The sequence below is a fragment of the Paenibacillus sp. FSL R7-0128 genome, assembly GCF_038002245.1.
In the GTDB taxonomy this organism is placed as follows: domain Bacteria; phylum Bacillota; class Bacilli; order Paenibacillales; family Paenibacillaceae; genus Paenibacillus_AQ; species Paenibacillus_AQ silagei.
Genome location: NZ_JBBOCD010000001.1, coordinates 568,528 through 584,368, shown reverse-complemented (window position 1 = coordinate 584,368; position 15,841 = coordinate 568,528). Strand labels below are relative to the sequence as shown.

Genomic DNA, 15,841 nt, shown 5'->3' with positions numbered 1-15,841 from the left:
ACGGTGTAAGCCCTCCTACTGCTTCTTGAAGCCTGTAGCATCTGCGGCCTGCAGGGACGTAACCAGATAATCATGAATTCGTCCATTGCTTGCGACTACATGGCGTGTGCCGATATCGTAGGGATCACCCAGCGTATTCGTGACCTTGCCGCCGGATTCCAGCACCAGCAGCACCCCCGCTGCGCAGTCCCAAGGGCTCAGTCCAACCTCCCAATACCCGTCCACTCGTCCGGCAGCAACATAAGCCAGATGCAGTGCCGCCGATCCTCCGGCACGAATGCCGCGGACCTGCGGCATAATCTGCTGCAGCCCGGCCATATTCGCCGGCTGGGCCACCACGCGGTCCGGCGGGAAGCCCATGGCGATCAGGCTGTTACCCGGCAGAGTCTCAGCCGATACCTTCGTGGGAATCCCGTGCATGTATGCGCCCTTCCCCTTCTCCGCCACGAACATCTCGTCCCGGATCGGATCATAGATCACGCCTACCGTAAGCTCTCCCTTAACAACCAGAGCAATCGATACACAATAGAACGGGAAGCCGTGCACGAAATTAGTCGTGCCGTCTATCGGATCGACGATCCACAGATACTCATGCTCCCGTGCTTCATCCAGCGCGGCCGTCAGTGCCTCCGCACCAGGCTCAACACCCTCCTCGCCAAGGATGGCATGGTCGGGATAATGGGTCAGGATCAGCCGGCGGATCATCTGCTCCACACCCTTATCGACCTCCGTGACCAGATCCTGGGCCGATGTCTTACTGCCCAGCTCCTTCACCTGGCCTTGTCTGCTCTTGATCCATTCCCCCGCTTTGGCCGCAGCATTGATGGCTGCCGCCGTATGTCCCTTGCTTGTAACTACATAGGGCTGCCGTTCATTTCGGTTATCAGGACTTACAGGACTCATCTCTTCACTCCGCTTTCTTTGCGCATGATTGTTCTCCCGGGGACCGCTGTTTCCGCAGGATACCCTTTCTCTGCCTTAGAACATGACTGCTCAACTTTCTTTCAACGTACCTCATTTCGGCCGGTTTATCAAGTCATGACTGGTGCCGCTCACGGGCCTGGCCGGCAAGTTTTTTGCCAGTTATGGTTCTATATTCACACTCGCTCCGTTTAGTACCATAATTCCATTCCCGCCTTCCGACAGTCCCTTCATCTCCTCCATCAGACCGAACAGGGCCCCATCCTTGAGCTTCGCCTCAATCATCACATCTACGGCGGGAGTGTCCGCAGCAATCCGCTTCAGAAAAGCAACCAGCGGTGCCGGCTCCACCCCATCGGCATGGCTGCGCGGATCAGACGGGCTGCGCGGGCTGGACACATGGATCTTCGGCGGCAGCTGCCCTCCGGGCGGTACATCCTTCAGTGCCAGAGGGCTTGTCCATGTCTTCAGGATCTCCGGCCACAGCTCCCAGGGAAGCTCACCTTCATTGTTGACCCATTGGTGATGGATATCCAGCACCATCGGCAGCTCCATTCTGCGGCAAACCTCCAGCGTCTCTACCGCGTTGAACGTCTTGTCGTCGTTCTCCAGCGTCATCCGCTCTCTAAGCGCAAGCGGCAACGCGGAGCATTGTACGCAGAAGCGTTCCGCAGACAGAGGCTTGTCCCCGTAAGCGCCGCCGATGTGGATATTGCTCTTAGCCGTCGCCGGCAGCCCCATCGCGTCCAGCATGTCCGTATGATGCTGCAGATCACGGATCGAGCTTGCAAGCACCTCCGGCCGCGGCGTACTCAGCACCGTGAAGTGATCCGGGTGGAAGCTGACGCGCAGCCCGTGCTTCTTCACATAGCTGCCCACCTCAGCGAATTCCTCCGCAAGAGCAGCCAGCGGATTCCAGTCCGCCAGATCAGGGTGGGTGGCCAGCGGAACCAGCTTGGAGGTGAGCCTGTAGACCTTAATATCCGATCCGACATTATGCTTCAGCAGACGGAGCGTATTATGCAGATTCATCCGGGCGATGGATTCCAGCTTACGAAGGCCCGCCTCCCGGTCGCCCAGCTTGTTGAAGCTTGCCATCGTCATCGTTTTGGAGGGAGAACAGTCAGGAATCACCGTAGACATGGCAACATAGCCGAAGCGGACAATCATCCCTCTTCCCCGAAGAACATCTCGTAGGCAAGAGCCGTCTGAACGCGCGACTCTTCCTCATTCAGCTTCCGGACCAGATCCATTTCCACCGCCGTAACCTCATTGCCCTGAAAATTGATTTCAGCAATCGACGCAGAAATTTTGACAATGGCCACCGCTACATTCTCCGGGGTATAGGCGATCACCTTCTGGCCGGTCGGATAGACACGGAAGCCCTGCTTCACCATCTTGGTACGTCCGTACTCCAGCAGCTCGTACAGCTCCTGCTCATTCTTGAACTTGCACACCGAATTGAATTCTGATTGAAACCCCATGCTTCTCTCTCCTTCCCGGCCGGAATGCTCCCGCCGATCAACGTGGTTTATTCATTATCGTACTTCAGGCCCTGTCTGAACCGGTAACGCTCCAGCGCCAGCCCGATCATACGGTCCAGCAGCGCTTTATAGGACACACCGGTCTCACGCCACAGCAGAGGATACATGCTGAACGGGGTGAAGCCTGGCATGGTATTCACTTCATTAATAAGAATCTTGCCGTCAGACTTCCGCAGGAAAAAGTCGGCCCGGGTAATTCCGCTGCCCTCAATAGCCTTGAAGGCCAATATCGCCGACTCGCGCAAGTGGTCCGCTACCTCGGGATCGACAGGTGCCGGGATCAGCATTTGCGATTTGCCGTCGGTGTACTTGGCCGCATAATCATAATATTCACCGGAAGAGACGATTTCACCCGGAACCGAGGCCTCCGGCTCCTCATTGCCGAGTACCGCCACCTCTACTTCCCGCGCATCCACGAACTCCTCAATAATCACCTTCGTGTCATAACGGAAGGCATAATCCACAGCCTTGATCAGACTTTCCTTGTCCGTGGCCTTGGAGATTCCTACGCTGGAGCCCAGGTTGGCAGGCTTGACGAATACCGGATATCCCAGCTTATCCTCCAGACCTACAATCAGCTCATGCTTGCGCTGTCTCCAGTTCGCAGCATTGAAGTAGCAGTAATCACATTGCTCCAGCCCCGCCTCGCCGAACAGCTTCTTCATAACTACCTTATCCATACCCGCCGATGAAGCCAGCACCCCTGCACCGATATACGGGATATTCGCCATCTCGAACAGTCCCTGAATGGTGCCATCCTCGCCGTTCGTACCATGCAGCAGCGGGAACATGACGTCTATTACCTGCTCGCCTCCGCTGAGCCCGCTGAACAAGGCATTCAGGGCTGTACCCATGTCACCAGCCACCCCGGAGAGCTTAAGCTGCTCAATCGCGGGGAAGGGAGCCTCCAGCACTGCACCTACCTTCCATACCCCCTGCTTGGAGATATAGAACGGAATAATCTCATATTTATCGTAGTCAAAAGCGTTCATAACCGCATAAGCCGTCTGCAGCGATACCTCATGCTCTCCGGATTTGCCGCCGTACACCAGTCCTACGGTAGTTTTAGCGTTCCCCATGCCCTAACCTCTTTCTGATCTATAAATAGTCATTGATATGAAAAAAACGATATGCCGTCCGGTCCGTCCAGGCGTAGGAATCCTTGTAATCCCAGAAGCGATGACGGCTGCTAACCGTCCGCGCATTCACCAGCGGCTGCCCGCCAGCATCAAAAGCGGTAACGATCGTGCTGTGCTGATAATGCCCGTTGCCGTCCCAGTCATACTGAATAATGTCGCCCAGCTGAAGCTGCTCCGGCCGCTCGACAATCTCCGCCCGCAGCCCGCTGCTACGGCTCCCGCTCAGATAACGCTGCAGGCTGTCGGAGACCGCCCAGCTGAAGCTCCACCATTCCTGGGCTCCATTATAGCCCTTGTACCACCAGCCCGTTTCTCTTTTACCAGTATAGTTGATAGGCGCTCCCCCTGCAAAGAGACATTGGGAGACATAATTCGTGCAGTCCACCTCAAAAATCTCGAACTCCGGATTCCCCTCCTTCCACCAGAGGTCGGCATAGGCTGCAGCCTCCTCCCTGCGGTACCGCACCTCCCTTGCGCCGCTTGCGCCCTTCAGGACACGGCGGTTCAGCAGCGGCTGGGAAGGACGCGGATCGGGCAGAGCCTCCCCCCATTCCGAGAGCCGCAGTGCCGGATCTTTCTCCACCACCTTGCGCACTCCATTCCGCTCAGGCACACGGCGCTCCACGTTCACAATCTCCCAGCCGTCTTTTTCACGTACAAAGGTCAGTCGCTCCGACTCCACTACATCCTCACGATGCGTCATCCCGCCCTTCTCATAATAGAAGGCGCTGTGCAGCGCCACATCGGCGACCACCTCGGCAGGATTCTGCCGCACGGTTCGCAGCGTCCGCACCCCTGTCTCCCCGCGCAGCGGAGTAATGCCCCGGCGGGTGTACCACTGGGCGATCCGGCGGGAACGCGTGCGCTGTTCGTCCAGGAACCGGGGGTCCCTAATTGTGGTATGGCGCGGTTCGGCGCCAGGTGCAACCCGCCCCTTGTTCAGCTGGTCCACATAGACATAGAGACTTTTCTTCCACTGCTGCTCCATTCATCCTCCGCCCTTTCGTTCACAGATAAGAATGTATATGATGTAAGCTAAGAATATTCCTTCACGGTTTCACCGCCACAATGGCTGCTGTCCTATGTATATGAAGGATTGCTCGCACCTATACGGAAGCGGGAGCGATTTAACTGCAAGGAAGTCAGGGAGCCGGCGGTTCTATGCATCCGTGGAAACCCTGAATATACCTTACATCAAGGAGCAAAAAAAACTTTACTCCCCCCATTGTAAACGTTATACTTAAAGTATAGGAATTATGAAATGTAGTTTCACCAGATGAAACGAGGAGGCGCATATATGCCAAGCAAGGACCATTTTTCATTGGCCAAGAACCTGAAATCAGGTGGCAAAACTTATCGCTACTATCATTTGAATGCTCTGGAGGAGCAAGGTGCAGGCGACATTTCCTCCCTGCCATTCTCCATTAAGGTCTTACTCGAAGCGGCTGTCCGCCAATATGACGGACGGGCAATTACTGAAGAACATGTCAAGCAGCTGGCCAACTGGTCCGGCGGCATTGACCGCAATAAGGAAATCCCGTTCATTCCTGCCCGGATTGTCCTGCAGGATTTCACCGGCGTACCTGTAGTTGTGGATCTCGCCGCTATGCGCGATACCGTTAAGAAGGCGGGCGGAGACCCGAAGAAGATCAACCCGCTTGTACCGGTTGACCTTGTTATTGACCATTCGGTTATGGTGGATGCGTTCGGAACGGCCGATGCCCTTGAATATAATATGAACGTAGAATTTGAGCGTAATGAGGAGCGCTACCGCTTCCTGCGCTGGGCACAGACCGCCTTCAATAATTTCCGTGCGGTTCCCCCGGCAACCGGAATTGTGCATCAGGTGAACCTGGAGTATCTGGCTTCTGTTGCGGCCACCAAGACCATTGACGGAGAGACAGTTGTCTACCCGGATTCCCTGGTCGGCACGGACTCCCATACTACAATGATTAACGGCCTTGGCGTAGTAGGCTGGGGCGTCGGCGGAATTGAGGCTGAAGCAGGAATGCTTGGACAGCCGCTGTATTTCGTTACCCCGGATGTCGTTGGCTTCAAGCTGACCGGCAGTCTGATGGAAGGCGCTACAGCTACCGATCTGGCCCTTACCGTTACCCAAATGCTGCGCAAAAAAGGCGTAGTCGGCAAGTTCGTCGAATTCTACGGTCCGGGTCTGGCGAACATCAGTCTGGCAGACCGGGCGACAGTAGCCAACATGGCTCCTGAATACGGTGCAACCGTCGGCTTCTTCCCTGTAGATGAGGAGACACTGGCCTATCTGCGCAGCACCGGACGCCCGGATGAGCTGGTAGAGCTGGTAGGGGATTATTATAAGGCGCAGGGTATGTTCCGCACCGCAGAGACACCGGACCCGACATTCAGCGATGTCATTGAGCTGGATCTGGCTTCTGTGGTTCCCAGCCTGGCCGGACCGAAGCGTCCGCAGGACCGGGTAGAGCTTACCCATATGAAGGAGAATTTCGAAGGCATTATCCGTACACCTGTCGACAAGGGCGGCTATGGCCTCAGCGACGAGAAGATTGCGGAAGAAGTTGAGATTCAGCACAAGAACGGAAGCACTAGCAAGCTCTCTACAGGAGCGGTAGTCATTGCAGCCATCACGAGCTGTACGAACACCTCTAACCCGAGCGTAATGCTGGGCGCAGGACTGCTTGCCAAGAAGGCTGTAGAACGCGGGCTGACCAAACCGGGCTATGTCAAAAGCAGCCTGACTCCCGGATCGCTGGTCGTTACGGAATACCTGCAGAAGGCAGATCTGCTGAAGCCGCTAGAAGCGCTCGGCTTCTACCTGGCCGGCTACGGCTGCGCTACCTGTATCGGCAACTCCGGTCCGTTGCCGGATGAAGTCAGCGAAGCCATTACAGAGCATGATATGACGGTTGCCGCCGTAATATCCGGGAACCGTAACTTCGAGGGCCGCGTGCATGCCCAGGTCAAAGCCAACTATCTGGCTTCACCGCCGCTGGTTGTCGCCTACGCACTGGCCGGCACGGTGAATATTGACCTGAAGACCGAGCCGCTGGGCTATGACCCGCAGGGTGAGCCTGTCTTCCTGGCCGATATCTGGCCGACTACAGCCGAGATCCGCGAAGCCGTAGCGCTCTCACTCAGTCCGGAAATGTTCCGTAGCAAATACGAGAATGTATTCACAGCCAATGAACGCTGGAATAACATTCCGGTACCGGAAGGCGAGCTGTATGAGTGGGATAACAACTCTACCTACATTCAGAATCCGCCATTCTTCGAGCATCTGGCAGACGGTGTCTCTGACATTAAGGACATCAAGAGCTCCCGTGTGCTTGCCCTGCTTGGCGATTCCGTCACTACCGACCATATCTCGCCAGCCGGGAATATCTCCACTTCCGGTCCAGCCGGAGAATATCTGCGCGGCCATGGCGTGGAACGCGCTGACTTCAACTCCTACGGCTCGCGCCGCGGGAATCATGAGGTGATGATGCGCGGTACCTTCGCTAACATCCGTATCCGCAACGCAGTGGCTCCTGGAACAGAAGGCGGCGTAACCACCTTCCTCCCGAGCGATGAGGTCATGTCGATCTATGACGCCTCCATGCTGTACCAGTCGGCCGGACAGAACCTGATCGTTATCGCCGGTAAAGAATACGGCACAGGCAGCTCCCGCGACTGGGCTGCTAAGGGAACACTCCTCCTCGGAGTCAAAGCCGTCATCGCTGAGAGCTTCGAGCGGATTCACCGCAGCAATCTCGTCGGCATGGGCGTGTTGCCGCTGCAGTTCCAGGAAGGCCATGGCTGGAGCAGCATGGGGCTGACCGGACGCGAGACCTTCGACATTACCGGTCTTGACAACCATGTCCTTCCCGGACAGGAGCTGACAGTCACTGCTACCCGTGAAGATGGCACCCAGTTCGACTTCCCGGTCATTGCCCGTCTCGATAGTACCGTAGACATCGACTACTACCGCAATGGCGGTATTCTGCAGACAGTCCTCCGCCAGATGCTGGCAGATGCTACAGCTTCGGAAGCGGCTCAGCCGGTAGAATAATCGGCTTCATAAGGATAGATCATTATACAAGCTGCGCCGGTATCAGATTTCAGTCTGATACCGGCGCAGCTTTTTGTCTTTTTCAGGAATGCCCTATTTGACTGACAGCAGGCTGGTCGTAATGAAATCCAGCTGTTTCTCCAGAGAGATCGGGTCATTGTACGTATCGGCAGCAGGGTTCAACTGGAATACATTCCCTGCCTTGACCGCCGGAAGCCCCTTCCACAGCGGATTGTCATAGACAATCTTCGGGTCTGTAGTATCCCCTGACCACGGGCAGGTAAAGATAATGTCTCCGGCAAAGTCCGGCAGCTTCTCCAGGGAGATGGAAGCCCAGCCAGTTCCGCTGTCGATGGCCTCCTTCTGCGCTTCTGCGGGAGCCTTCAGCCCGAACTCCCCATACAGAATCTCACCGCCCCGGCCATAGTTATGCCCAAAGACATACAACCCCTTGGCATATGGATTCAGGATAGATACCGTCTTATTGCCAACAGCAGCCTGTACCTGCGGCTTCAGCTCAGCAATGCGGGCCTCCCACTGGGCGATCCAGGCCTTAGCTTCATCATTCTTGTTCACCAGCTTGCCGTAGTCGAGCATCTGATCCTTATAATTCTTGGCGCCATACTGAATCTGTACCACAGGCGCAATTTCCTTCAGCTTATCGATGCCTTCTGTGCCGGTATACACAATAATCAGGTCAGGGTCCAGGGACAGGATATTCTCCGGGGTGACATCATCACCAAGCCCTTCTGCACCTTCAAGCATTTCTGCAAGATAGGGACTATCCTTGGCTCCTTGCATGACTCCTACCGGCTTCACACCCAGCGCCAGAAGATATCCTGTATAAAAGGCTGTAGTATCCACGATTCTCTGCGGATTCTTAGGCACTTGAACCTCACCGGCGCTATCCTGGAAAGTAACCATCTCTGCTTCAGCGGAGGGTTTATCAGTAGCCGGAGCAGCAGAGGGTGCTTCAGAAGCTGCAGGTGCAGGAGCATTCGCTGCTGCCCCGGAGCCAGAGCCGGAATTACCCGATGAACCGCAGGCTGCCAGCAGGACAGCCATGACGAGAGTAAAGACAATCAGGACAAGACTTTGTTTAGAGTATCGCAAGATAATCCCCCTATGTATATATGATATTGATAATCATTATCATTAGTAATATATCACAGAGTAGGCAGGCTGACAACTCTCCGGGAACTTTTTTGTAGCCGGTTTTCGCATACGTTTTGAAGTGTTTCTTCCATCCGGGCGGTGCTCCGCCTATCCCTTGCCAATTCCGGGCTTTCTCTCTCACCGGCCACTTGCTTGGAGCCGCATTGTTGCACATCTTGCAGGATTTCTCTAAAAATGTTACTGGCTGTGATACATTGTTGCATCTTTTGCAGAATTTTCGGTATTTAGAGTTAGTTAGCGCTGGATTTGTTGCATTTCGTGCAGGATTTCAGCATAGAACGCTTCTTTGGGGCAGTATTGTTGGTCGAGTAGGCGGGGCCTTTCCTTCGTGGATTGTGCCCCTACCCCTCACAGATCCGTACGTGCGCAATTTACGCATACGGCTCTTCACCCCATCGTTCACAATTGGCCTTAATCGTAGATATTGACGTAGATCCGCGGCTTAGGTAGCCTGAATTCGTTTAGCACTTCGTAGAACCTCTCCCAGGTGAAACTCCTGCGCTGACTTCTGCGGTTTAGCCATGTATAGATCAAGTCGAGCGTTTGCATGTAATAGGTTTTTATTTTCTCCGAGTTATCCGTGATTCCATAGTATCGGTAGTGTCCCGACAGTTTGGACCGGATGACGCCTAGGAAATCCTCCTGCTTCATGTGGCGATTCCACCTGACCCAGCTCTTCATGGCTCTGACCTTCTGTCTGAATTTCTTCCCACTCGTTTTACGCTTTACCCGGAAGGTTCCTTTTCGGCTCTTGGCGCAGTAGTGCGTGAAGCCTAGGAAATCGAATGTTTTCGGTTTCCCTTCGCCCTTCCTCCGTGATTCTGCTTCCGCAAAACGACCGAACGCGATGATTTTCGTCTTCTCTTCCGCAATGCTTAACCCGAATTTCTCCAGCCGGAGCACAAGTGCGGTATAGAAGCGTTCTGCATCTTCTTTGTACTGGAAGCAGCATACAAAATCATCGGCGAAGCGCACCATTTCGGCTTGCCCCCCGCACTGCTTCCTCACCGTCACGGTAAACCATAGGTCAAGGACATAGTGCAGGTAGACGTTGGCTAGCAGGGGCGACACCACCGAACCTTGGGGAGTTCCTTCCTCCGTCGGTTCAAAGTGTCCATCCTCCTGAATACCTGCTTTCAGCATCCGTCTCACCAGCCGGTGGATGTTTGGATCTCCGATTCGCAGTTCGAGGAATTTCATCAGCCATTCGTGATTTACATGGTTGAAGAAGCCGGAGATGTCTGCATCGACGACATAGCTGGTTTTTCCCTGCTCGATGACCCGGTTTAGATGTTTCAGCGCACTGTGCATGTTTCGGTTCGGGCGAAATCCATACGAGAAATCCATGAAGTCTTGTTCATAAATGGCTTCCAGTACTCTTTTCAGCGCATGTTGCACCAGTTTGTCTTCATACGCAGGAATTCCTAGGGGCCGCATGTTTTTCCCGTCCTTTGGGATGTACACTCTTCTCGCGGGCTGAGGTCTGTAGCTTCTTCGCTTTAACCGGTCCACCAGGTGTGTTACATTCGCTTCCACGTTGGCTTCGTACGTCTCTTTGGTCGATCCATCGACTCCGGTTGCCTTTCCCGGTTTCATCTCTTTGTGACTTCTCTTTAATGCTTCTGTGTCAATGAGATGTCCGATGGAGTTGAACCGTAACTTCGGATCTGCTTTGGCCATTTCTGCTATTCTTGTTAATTTCGTTTCCATTTTTTTCCCACCTCTGTGTGTGGCCAATGTGTCCTTACCAAGATTGATGGGGTGTCGCCTGCCTTTCCTCCGCCCCCATTACAGGGGTTTCACAGGTCTTATGCGGCAATCCGACTCCCTGAACGCCGTTTGACATTCTTACGTGTTACGGCTTGTTTGCCATACTCCTGCAAAGGTTCCTAAATAGTACTTCTCTCGCAGAAGAGCGTCAGGGTCTCCCGAGTTGCTGAGTAACCATGGGTATACATGCCTGGCTCTTCGACCCCGGGGAAGCTCCTCCATCCTCGCCTTTTTTTTTTTTTTTTCGGCTGGAGTCATGTTGTCTTCCGGGAAAGTGAGCCCGTCGACCTTCCCGTTTGCTGCATTTCGAGGCTCCATCACTTTCAGGCCTGCATCCTAACTGTCTACGCTTAAACGGCAGGGTTACCCTTGCCGCTCCAAGACTCGCTATTGGTGGCGTGGCTTTCGCCTTTCCAAGCAGGGGTTCCACCTGCTAAGTTACTCAACCTAGGCTCGGTCGCTCCACTTTTTGCAGGATTCCTCTTAAAATGTTACTGCCTGTGATGCATGGGGCCATTCCCTCCGCGCAGCGGCACCCATTGTATTCGGTTTTTCTGTGAAAATACGTCTGGCACTGCGATAAACACACGGCCTACGCGGCGCGCCCAGTCCAATGTGTTCGGTTTTTCGATTACATCTGGCCTACGCGGCGCGCCCAGTCCAATGTGTTCGGTTTTCTGTCGAAATATGGTAAATAAAAGTATGAAAATGTAATATCCAAAAAAACCGTCCTTAGTAAGGACGGCTTCGTTTCAGCGAGAAGTAGCAAGATAGGTTATGGGCATAAGCAAATGAATAATCGTGACTCCAGGAGGGCTTTCAGGACATCTCGATACGCTCGGAATCGAATATTCTTTTGTAGACCAGTGCTATGATCTGTGAGCGGTCTGTTACGTCCATTTTATTAAAAATACGGCTCAGATGATTCTTGACGGTATGCTCGCTGATAAACAAGGCGCTGGCAATATCCTTGTTCGTCTTGCCCAGAATAATCAGCTCCAGCACTTCCTCCTCGCGCGGCGAGATTCCCCATTCCTCCTTGGGCGTCTTCAGTGCCGTACTGTTCAGCAGCTTCCCTGCCGACACGCCTCTTTTGGCGGACATCGCTTCCGAGCGGCTGCGCAAGAAGGATTGGAAGGTAGTGCGCGGCTCACTGTACAGCTCCCCGACTACATGATCATCCAGGTTGAAGCGGGAGGGGTCCAGCCACTCCAGATCCGAGTCCGCCAGCAGCTCCTTATCCGCGCCCTTGCCTGCATGATGAAGCACCAGCGCGAGCAGTTGGGCAGTGACAGAGACCGAAGGCTTATTGATCTGAAAATAGAACGAAGCAAACTGGTCCACCTGCTCCAGCAAAGAAAGCTCCTCCGGGTAGAACCCGTACCCATGCAGGAAATCCAGCCTGAACGGCGCCAGCAGAGCAGCCGTTCTCATCTGCTCTGACTCCCGCTCCGGCAGTCCTGTATAACGGGCAAGCTCATACGCCATGGCAGAAGCCTCTGCCGATAAGCGGTGCAGCTCGGGATTACTGAGCCGGAGATAATGAAGTGTCTGCCCGGTGAAGACCCCTGCCTGCTTCATATGTCTGGCTTCCTTCTCGATCAGACGGATCGAAGTACTCGCCAGACTGGCGAGACAGCCGGTTAAGGACAACCACTCCTCGGCTTCGCTGCGGCGTCTGAAGCCCACTGACAGAATGCCCTTGAATACCTTCTCGGCAATCAGCGGACATTCGAGCAAGACCTGCCCCTCGGCCTCCCCGTTGATGATCGCAGAAGAGAGAAAGGCCTGCGAGGAGTAACGGGACTGGAGGTCCTGGACATACGGCGCAATCTCCTCCGGCCTCCACCCCTTGGCGTAATGGGTATCCCCCGGCTGCTCCTCAAAGAATACGAGCACCGATGACGGGAAGAACGGCATGCCCATTACCATATCCAGCAGCACAGTGCCCAGCTCCTGAGTGGATGCGGCCTGCGGCAGCAGGCGGGCAGCCTCCTTCAAGCGCTGGGTGGCTTCCCTGCGCAGAGCTTCGCGCTGCACCAGCTGCTCTCCCCGTCCGGATAAGCCCAGGAGCGCAGCAACATTCTGCTCATACTGGGCATAATCCTGGATTGGACGGCTCTTCCCAAAGCCTACAGCAAGCAGCAATGCCCTCTTCCCGCTGTGAATTCTCAGCGGATAGCATGACAAATATTCCGGCTGCGTCATTGCGCGCTGAGTGAAGAATAACGATCTCGGATCTTGGGCAATGTCCTGCCAGTGCCGGGGCTCCCTGCCCAGAACTGCCTGTCCCAGGAAGCCGTCTCCCTGCTGGAACCCGGCATTCATGAGAAGTCCTGCTTCTTTGCCGGCAGAATATTTGACCTTGAACTGTCCGGCCTCCTCCTCTTGGGCAAAGGCATACAGCTCCGCATCAGAGAACATACCGGCCATCTGTTGCAGCACAACCTCTATCTTCAGGAACTCACTCTCCAGATTGGATAACAGCTGGGTAATCACCAGGCTCCGTCTCTGTTCCAGCGGCTTCACTGCGCACCCCGCCAGCAATTTGGAGAGCACATTCCCGAGCACACTCAATTTCCCCCTGATGCTGACGATGCCTTCCCGGCTAAGCTCAGGCATGGCGGCCAGTACATCCTTCAACATCTCATAGTCGGGGTGTTTCCGCATCTTGGCCTCGAACGCCTGCAGCACAAGCCCACGGGTACCTTCTTCCATATATAAGCCGGACCATAAATAGTACGTCTGCCCATAGTCTGGAACCAGCGGACTGACCACATACTTCAGTCCGGGGACCCACTCTTCAAGTACGGCAGGATATGATAAGGGGCCCATTCTGAGCAATGCAGGCTCGAAGGGACGCTCTATGACCTGTAAAGATTTAAACATCTTCTGATAGAATATTCCGGAAAGCGTCGGGCGCGTAACCACATTCCCAGCCTGATCCGTAAGCACAAGCGCCTGACCCGTAACAGAGCCGAACGTATCCTGGAGCTCTTGAATTTCTCCCATCAGTGAATCGGGTATAGCTACTTTCATCCCATCACCTCGTGCCCCTGGATTCCTATTATTTCTTCACTCTTAATTTAGCTAATCATTACTAATGATAGTTCATTTTAACTAGATATACAATGAATGACGAAGGCTGAATAGCCTGTATGTCCTAAAGTTTTCCTTCATAGATCTACTGCCGGGGGCCTCAGATCAGCCCATCATTAGGCCCATTTCAGCAGCAGCCTCAGCCAAAATGACAGCATATTCCTCCAGAGTCTCCCGCGACAGACGGCTGACCGGGCCGGACATCGAGAGCGCTGCTACCACGCCCCCGGCCCGTCCGGCGATGGGCACAGCCACGGCTGCCGCTCCCGGCTCCCGTTCCTCGAAGCTAGTTGCATAGCCGCAGCGGGTGATCTCCTTCAGCTGCTCCAGGTACTGGCTGCGGTCTACACTGTCCGGCCATGCGGGGTCGGCCAGCAGCCGGACCTGCACTTCCGGCGGCGCGTAAGCAGCCAGAACCTTGCTTGATGCGCCTACCGAGAGCGGCAGCCTTGCGCCGATCTGGGCTACCCGGCGGATAGCCTGCCGGCTCTGCACCGCCTGAATGCGCACACGCTCCAGATTGTCGCGCAGATACAGGCTGACCGTCTCTCCCAGGCGGTCGCGCAGCCGCTCCATGGCGGGCAGCAGAAGCACCGCCGGCTCGTTCAGCGTCGGGAGATGTGTGGACAGCTCCCAGATGCGGATGCCCAGGCGGTATTTGTCCGTCCCCTCATCCCGCTGCAGGAAGCCCTTCTCCTCCAGTGTGGTCAGCAGGCGGTGCACTGTGCTTTTATGCAGGCCGATCTTCGCAGAGATCTCCGTCAGACTAAGGTCGTAATCATCATTATCCTGAGTAAAGCACAGTAATATATCCAGCGCACGTTCTACGGCGCGTACAGTCAGCTTCCGGTCTTCCACCCCGATCTCCCCTTCACATGTTTCACCTATTGAAACCCGGTTACATAATTATTAAGATATCCCTATCTTAGTGCAAAAGCCTAAATAAAGTCCAGCAGATTCCGTATCCATAATCAGCCGTCCGCAGTTTACAGTTACATTACAAAAGAACCATTTCCATTGACTTTGTAAGGGCATAAATTTACGATTAAATATATGAACTATTCATGCTCTGAATCTTGAAACTTTCCAGGAGGGGACCTTATGAATCTGGCAACTAGTCATCCCGGCGCGCCGGTCTCCCGTATGCCTAACGAGGGTAAGCCCGCTTCGTCACCACTAATTCCACTTCGGATGATACGCGTCAAGCACATCATTGTGGCCCTGCTGTTATCCGTATTCTTCTTTTTTGTATTCTGCTTCATCGCCCTGCATGCCTATATCGCCTGGGTACTCTCGAATCCTACCGTAGCCCCACTCTACTCCAATCCTTATCAGGCCAAGGGGCTCGCCTACGAGGATATCAGCTTCCCTGCCAAGGACGGCAGCCGGATGATGGAGGGATGGTATATTCCTTCCAAAGGAGCCACCAAAACTATTGTTTTCAGTCACGGCTATGGCGCGAACCGCGAGGAGAGCTGGGTTCCCATGTATGATCTGGCCCACTACGCGCACAGCCTGAGATTCAATGTCGTCATGTTCGACTACGGCTTCGCCTCCAAGACCGACAGGGATATCGCAACCGGCGGCAAAAAAGAATCCCAGCAGCTGCTCGGAGCCATTGAGTTCGCCAAGGAGCAGGGGGCAGACCAGATTGTGGTCTGGGGCTTCTCGATGGGCGCAGGCACCGCCCTGCAAGCTGGACTTGTAACCAAAGATGTGGACGCGATGATTCTGGACAGCACCTTCCTGCTGGAGCCGGACACCCTGTACCATAACATCAAGCAGAACATCAATCTTCCCCGCCAGCCTTCGCTGGAGATTATGGAGATGCTCTTCCCGGTGCTGAACGGCACAGGACTGAATCAGATTCCTTACTCCAAGGTCAAATCGGAGGATTATCCGTTCCCGGTACTGTTCATGCACGGCACCAAGGACGATAAGGCACCTTATCCGATTGCCGAGGAGCTGGCAGCGAACCAGAGCAATCCGTATTCGGATTCATGGATCGTGGAGGACAGCCATCATGAGCTGCTGTTCCGCGAGCACCCGCGTGAGTATCTGCGGCGGGTATCCGCTTTTCTCGGGAATGTGCAGCTGGCCCAGATCAGCGGGAGCCAAGGCAACCCCACCGCAAGCAAATAGCATCTTAT

11 protein-coding genes are annotated in these 15,841 nt (G+C 54.6%); 2 read left to right on the top strand and 9 right to left on the bottom strand.

What is annotated here, in order from left to right:
• Window positions 1-15: 15 nt before the first annotated feature.
• The 5 genes from NST26_RS02470 to NST26_RS02450 form a co-directional block, all read right to left on the bottom strand.
• Window positions 16-903: an inositol monophosphatase family protein gene (locus tag NST26_RS02470; protein WP_036723796.1), complete on the bottom strand. Its 888-nt coding sequence runs from the start codon at window positions 901-903 to the stop codon at window positions 16-18.
• Window positions 904-1,083: 180 nt separating this feature from the next.
• Window positions 1,084-2,091 carry a UV DNA damage repair endonuclease UvsE gene (gene uvsE / locus NST26_RS02465; protein WP_036723795.1) on the bottom strand — a complete coding sequence of 336 codons (1,008 nt, stop codon included), beginning with the start codon at window positions 2,089-2,091 and terminating at the stop codon, window positions 1,084-1,086.
• Window positions 2,088-2,405: a hypothetical protein gene (locus NST26_RS02460; RefSeq protein ID WP_036723794.1), complete on the bottom strand. Its 318-nt coding sequence runs from the start codon at window positions 2,403-2,405 to the stop codon at window positions 2,088-2,090. Before NST26_RS02460 ends, uvsE begins: the two co-directional genes overlap by 4 nt.
• 47 nt (window positions 2,406-2,452) lie before the next feature.
• Entirely contained in the window at window positions 2,453-3,544 is a 1,092-nt protein-coding gene (locus NST26_RS02455) for a D-alanine--D-alanine ligase (RefSeq protein WP_036723792.1), read from the bottom strand.
• 19 nt (window positions 3,545-3,563) lie between these two features.
• Window positions 3,564-4,592: an amidase domain-containing protein gene (locus NST26_RS02450; protein WP_339253371.1), complete on the bottom strand. Its 1,029-nt coding sequence runs from the start codon at window positions 4,590-4,592 to the stop codon at window positions 3,564-3,566.
• Window positions 4,593-4,901: 309 nt separating this feature from the next.
• On the opposite strand from NST26_RS02450, the gene acnA reads away from it, so the two are divergent.
• The gene (acnA, locus tag NST26_RS02445; protein WP_036723790.1) at window positions 4,902-7,646 is read left to right on the top strand and encodes an aconitate hydratase AcnA; all 2,745 of its coding nucleotides are present in this window, start codon (window positions 4,902-4,904) and stop codon (window positions 7,644-7,646) included.
• A 93-nt stretch (window positions 7,647-7,739) separates the two neighbouring features.
• Here acnA and NST26_RS02440 read toward each other — a convergent pair whose 3' ends face one another.
• The 4 genes from NST26_RS02440 to NST26_RS02425 form a co-directional block, all read right to left on the bottom strand.
• On the bottom strand, window positions 7,740-8,759 hold the full coding sequence (locus tag NST26_RS02440; RefSeq protein ID WP_339253368.1) for an ABC transporter substrate-binding protein: 1,020 nt from the start codon (window positions 8,757-8,759) through the stop codon (window positions 7,740-7,742).
• Window positions 8,760-9,233: 474 nt separating this feature from the next.
• Window positions 9,234-10,532, bottom strand: coding sequence for a group II intron reverse transcriptase/maturase (gene ltrA, locus NST26_RS02435; RefSeq protein ID WP_340950427.1), 1,299 nt, complete (start codon window positions 10,530-10,532; stop codon window positions 9,234-9,236).
• Window positions 10,533-11,411: 879 nt separating this feature from the next.
• Window positions 11,412-13,631 (bottom strand): response regulator transcription factor, encoded by a 2,220-nt coding sequence (locus NST26_RS33950; RefSeq protein ID WP_445323310.1) that lies wholly within the window; start codon window positions 13,629-13,631, stop codon window positions 11,412-11,414.
• A 165-nt stretch (window positions 13,632-13,796) separates the two neighbouring features.
• Window positions 13,797-14,549, bottom strand: a complete 753-nt coding sequence (locus NST26_RS02425; RefSeq protein WP_036723784.1) for an IclR family transcriptional regulator — start codon at window positions 14,547-14,549, stop codon at window positions 13,797-13,799.
• Between the two features lie 285 nt (window positions 14,550-14,834).
• On the opposite strand from NST26_RS02425, the gene NST26_RS02420 reads away from it, so the two are divergent.
• Window positions 14,835-15,833: an alpha/beta hydrolase gene (locus tag NST26_RS02420; protein ID WP_245368518.1), complete on the top strand. Its 999-nt coding sequence runs from the start codon at window positions 14,835-14,837 to the stop codon at window positions 15,831-15,833.
• Window positions 15,834-15,841: the final 8 nt, after the last annotated feature.

Coding starts and splice junctions, on each gene's coding strand:
- NST26_RS02470 (WP_036723796.1), bottom strand. CDS start 903: ATGAGTCCTGTAAGTCCTGATAACCGAAATGAACGGCAGCCCTATGTA.
- uvsE (WP_036723795.1), bottom strand. CDS start 2,091: ATGATTGTCCGCTTCGGCTATGTTGCCATGTCTACGGTGATTCCTGAC.
- NST26_RS02460 (WP_036723794.1), bottom strand. CDS start 2,405: ATGGGGTTTCAATCAGAATTCAATTCGGTGTGCAAGTTCAAGAATGAG.
- NST26_RS02455 (WP_036723792.1), bottom strand. CDS start 3,544: ATGGGGAACGCTAAAACTACCGTAGGACTGGTGTACGGCGGCAAATCC.
- NST26_RS02450 (WP_339253371.1), bottom strand. CDS start 4,592: ATGGAGCAGCAGTGGAAGAAAAGTCTCTATGTCTATGTGGACCAGCTG.
- acnA (WP_036723790.1), top strand. CDS start 4,902: ATGCCAAGCAAGGACCATTTTTCATTGGCCAAGAACCTGAAATCAGGT.
- ltrA (WP_340950427.1), bottom strand. CDS start 10,532: ATGGAAACGAAATTAACAAGAATAGCAGAAATGGCCAAAGCAGATCCG.
- NST26_RS33950 (WP_445323310.1), bottom strand. CDS start 13,631: ATGAAAGTAGCTATACCCGATTCACTGATGGGAGAAATTCAAGAGCTC.
- NST26_RS02420 (WP_245368518.1), top strand. CDS start 14,835: ATGCCTAACGAGGGTAAGCCCGCTTCGTCACCACTAATTCCACTTCGG.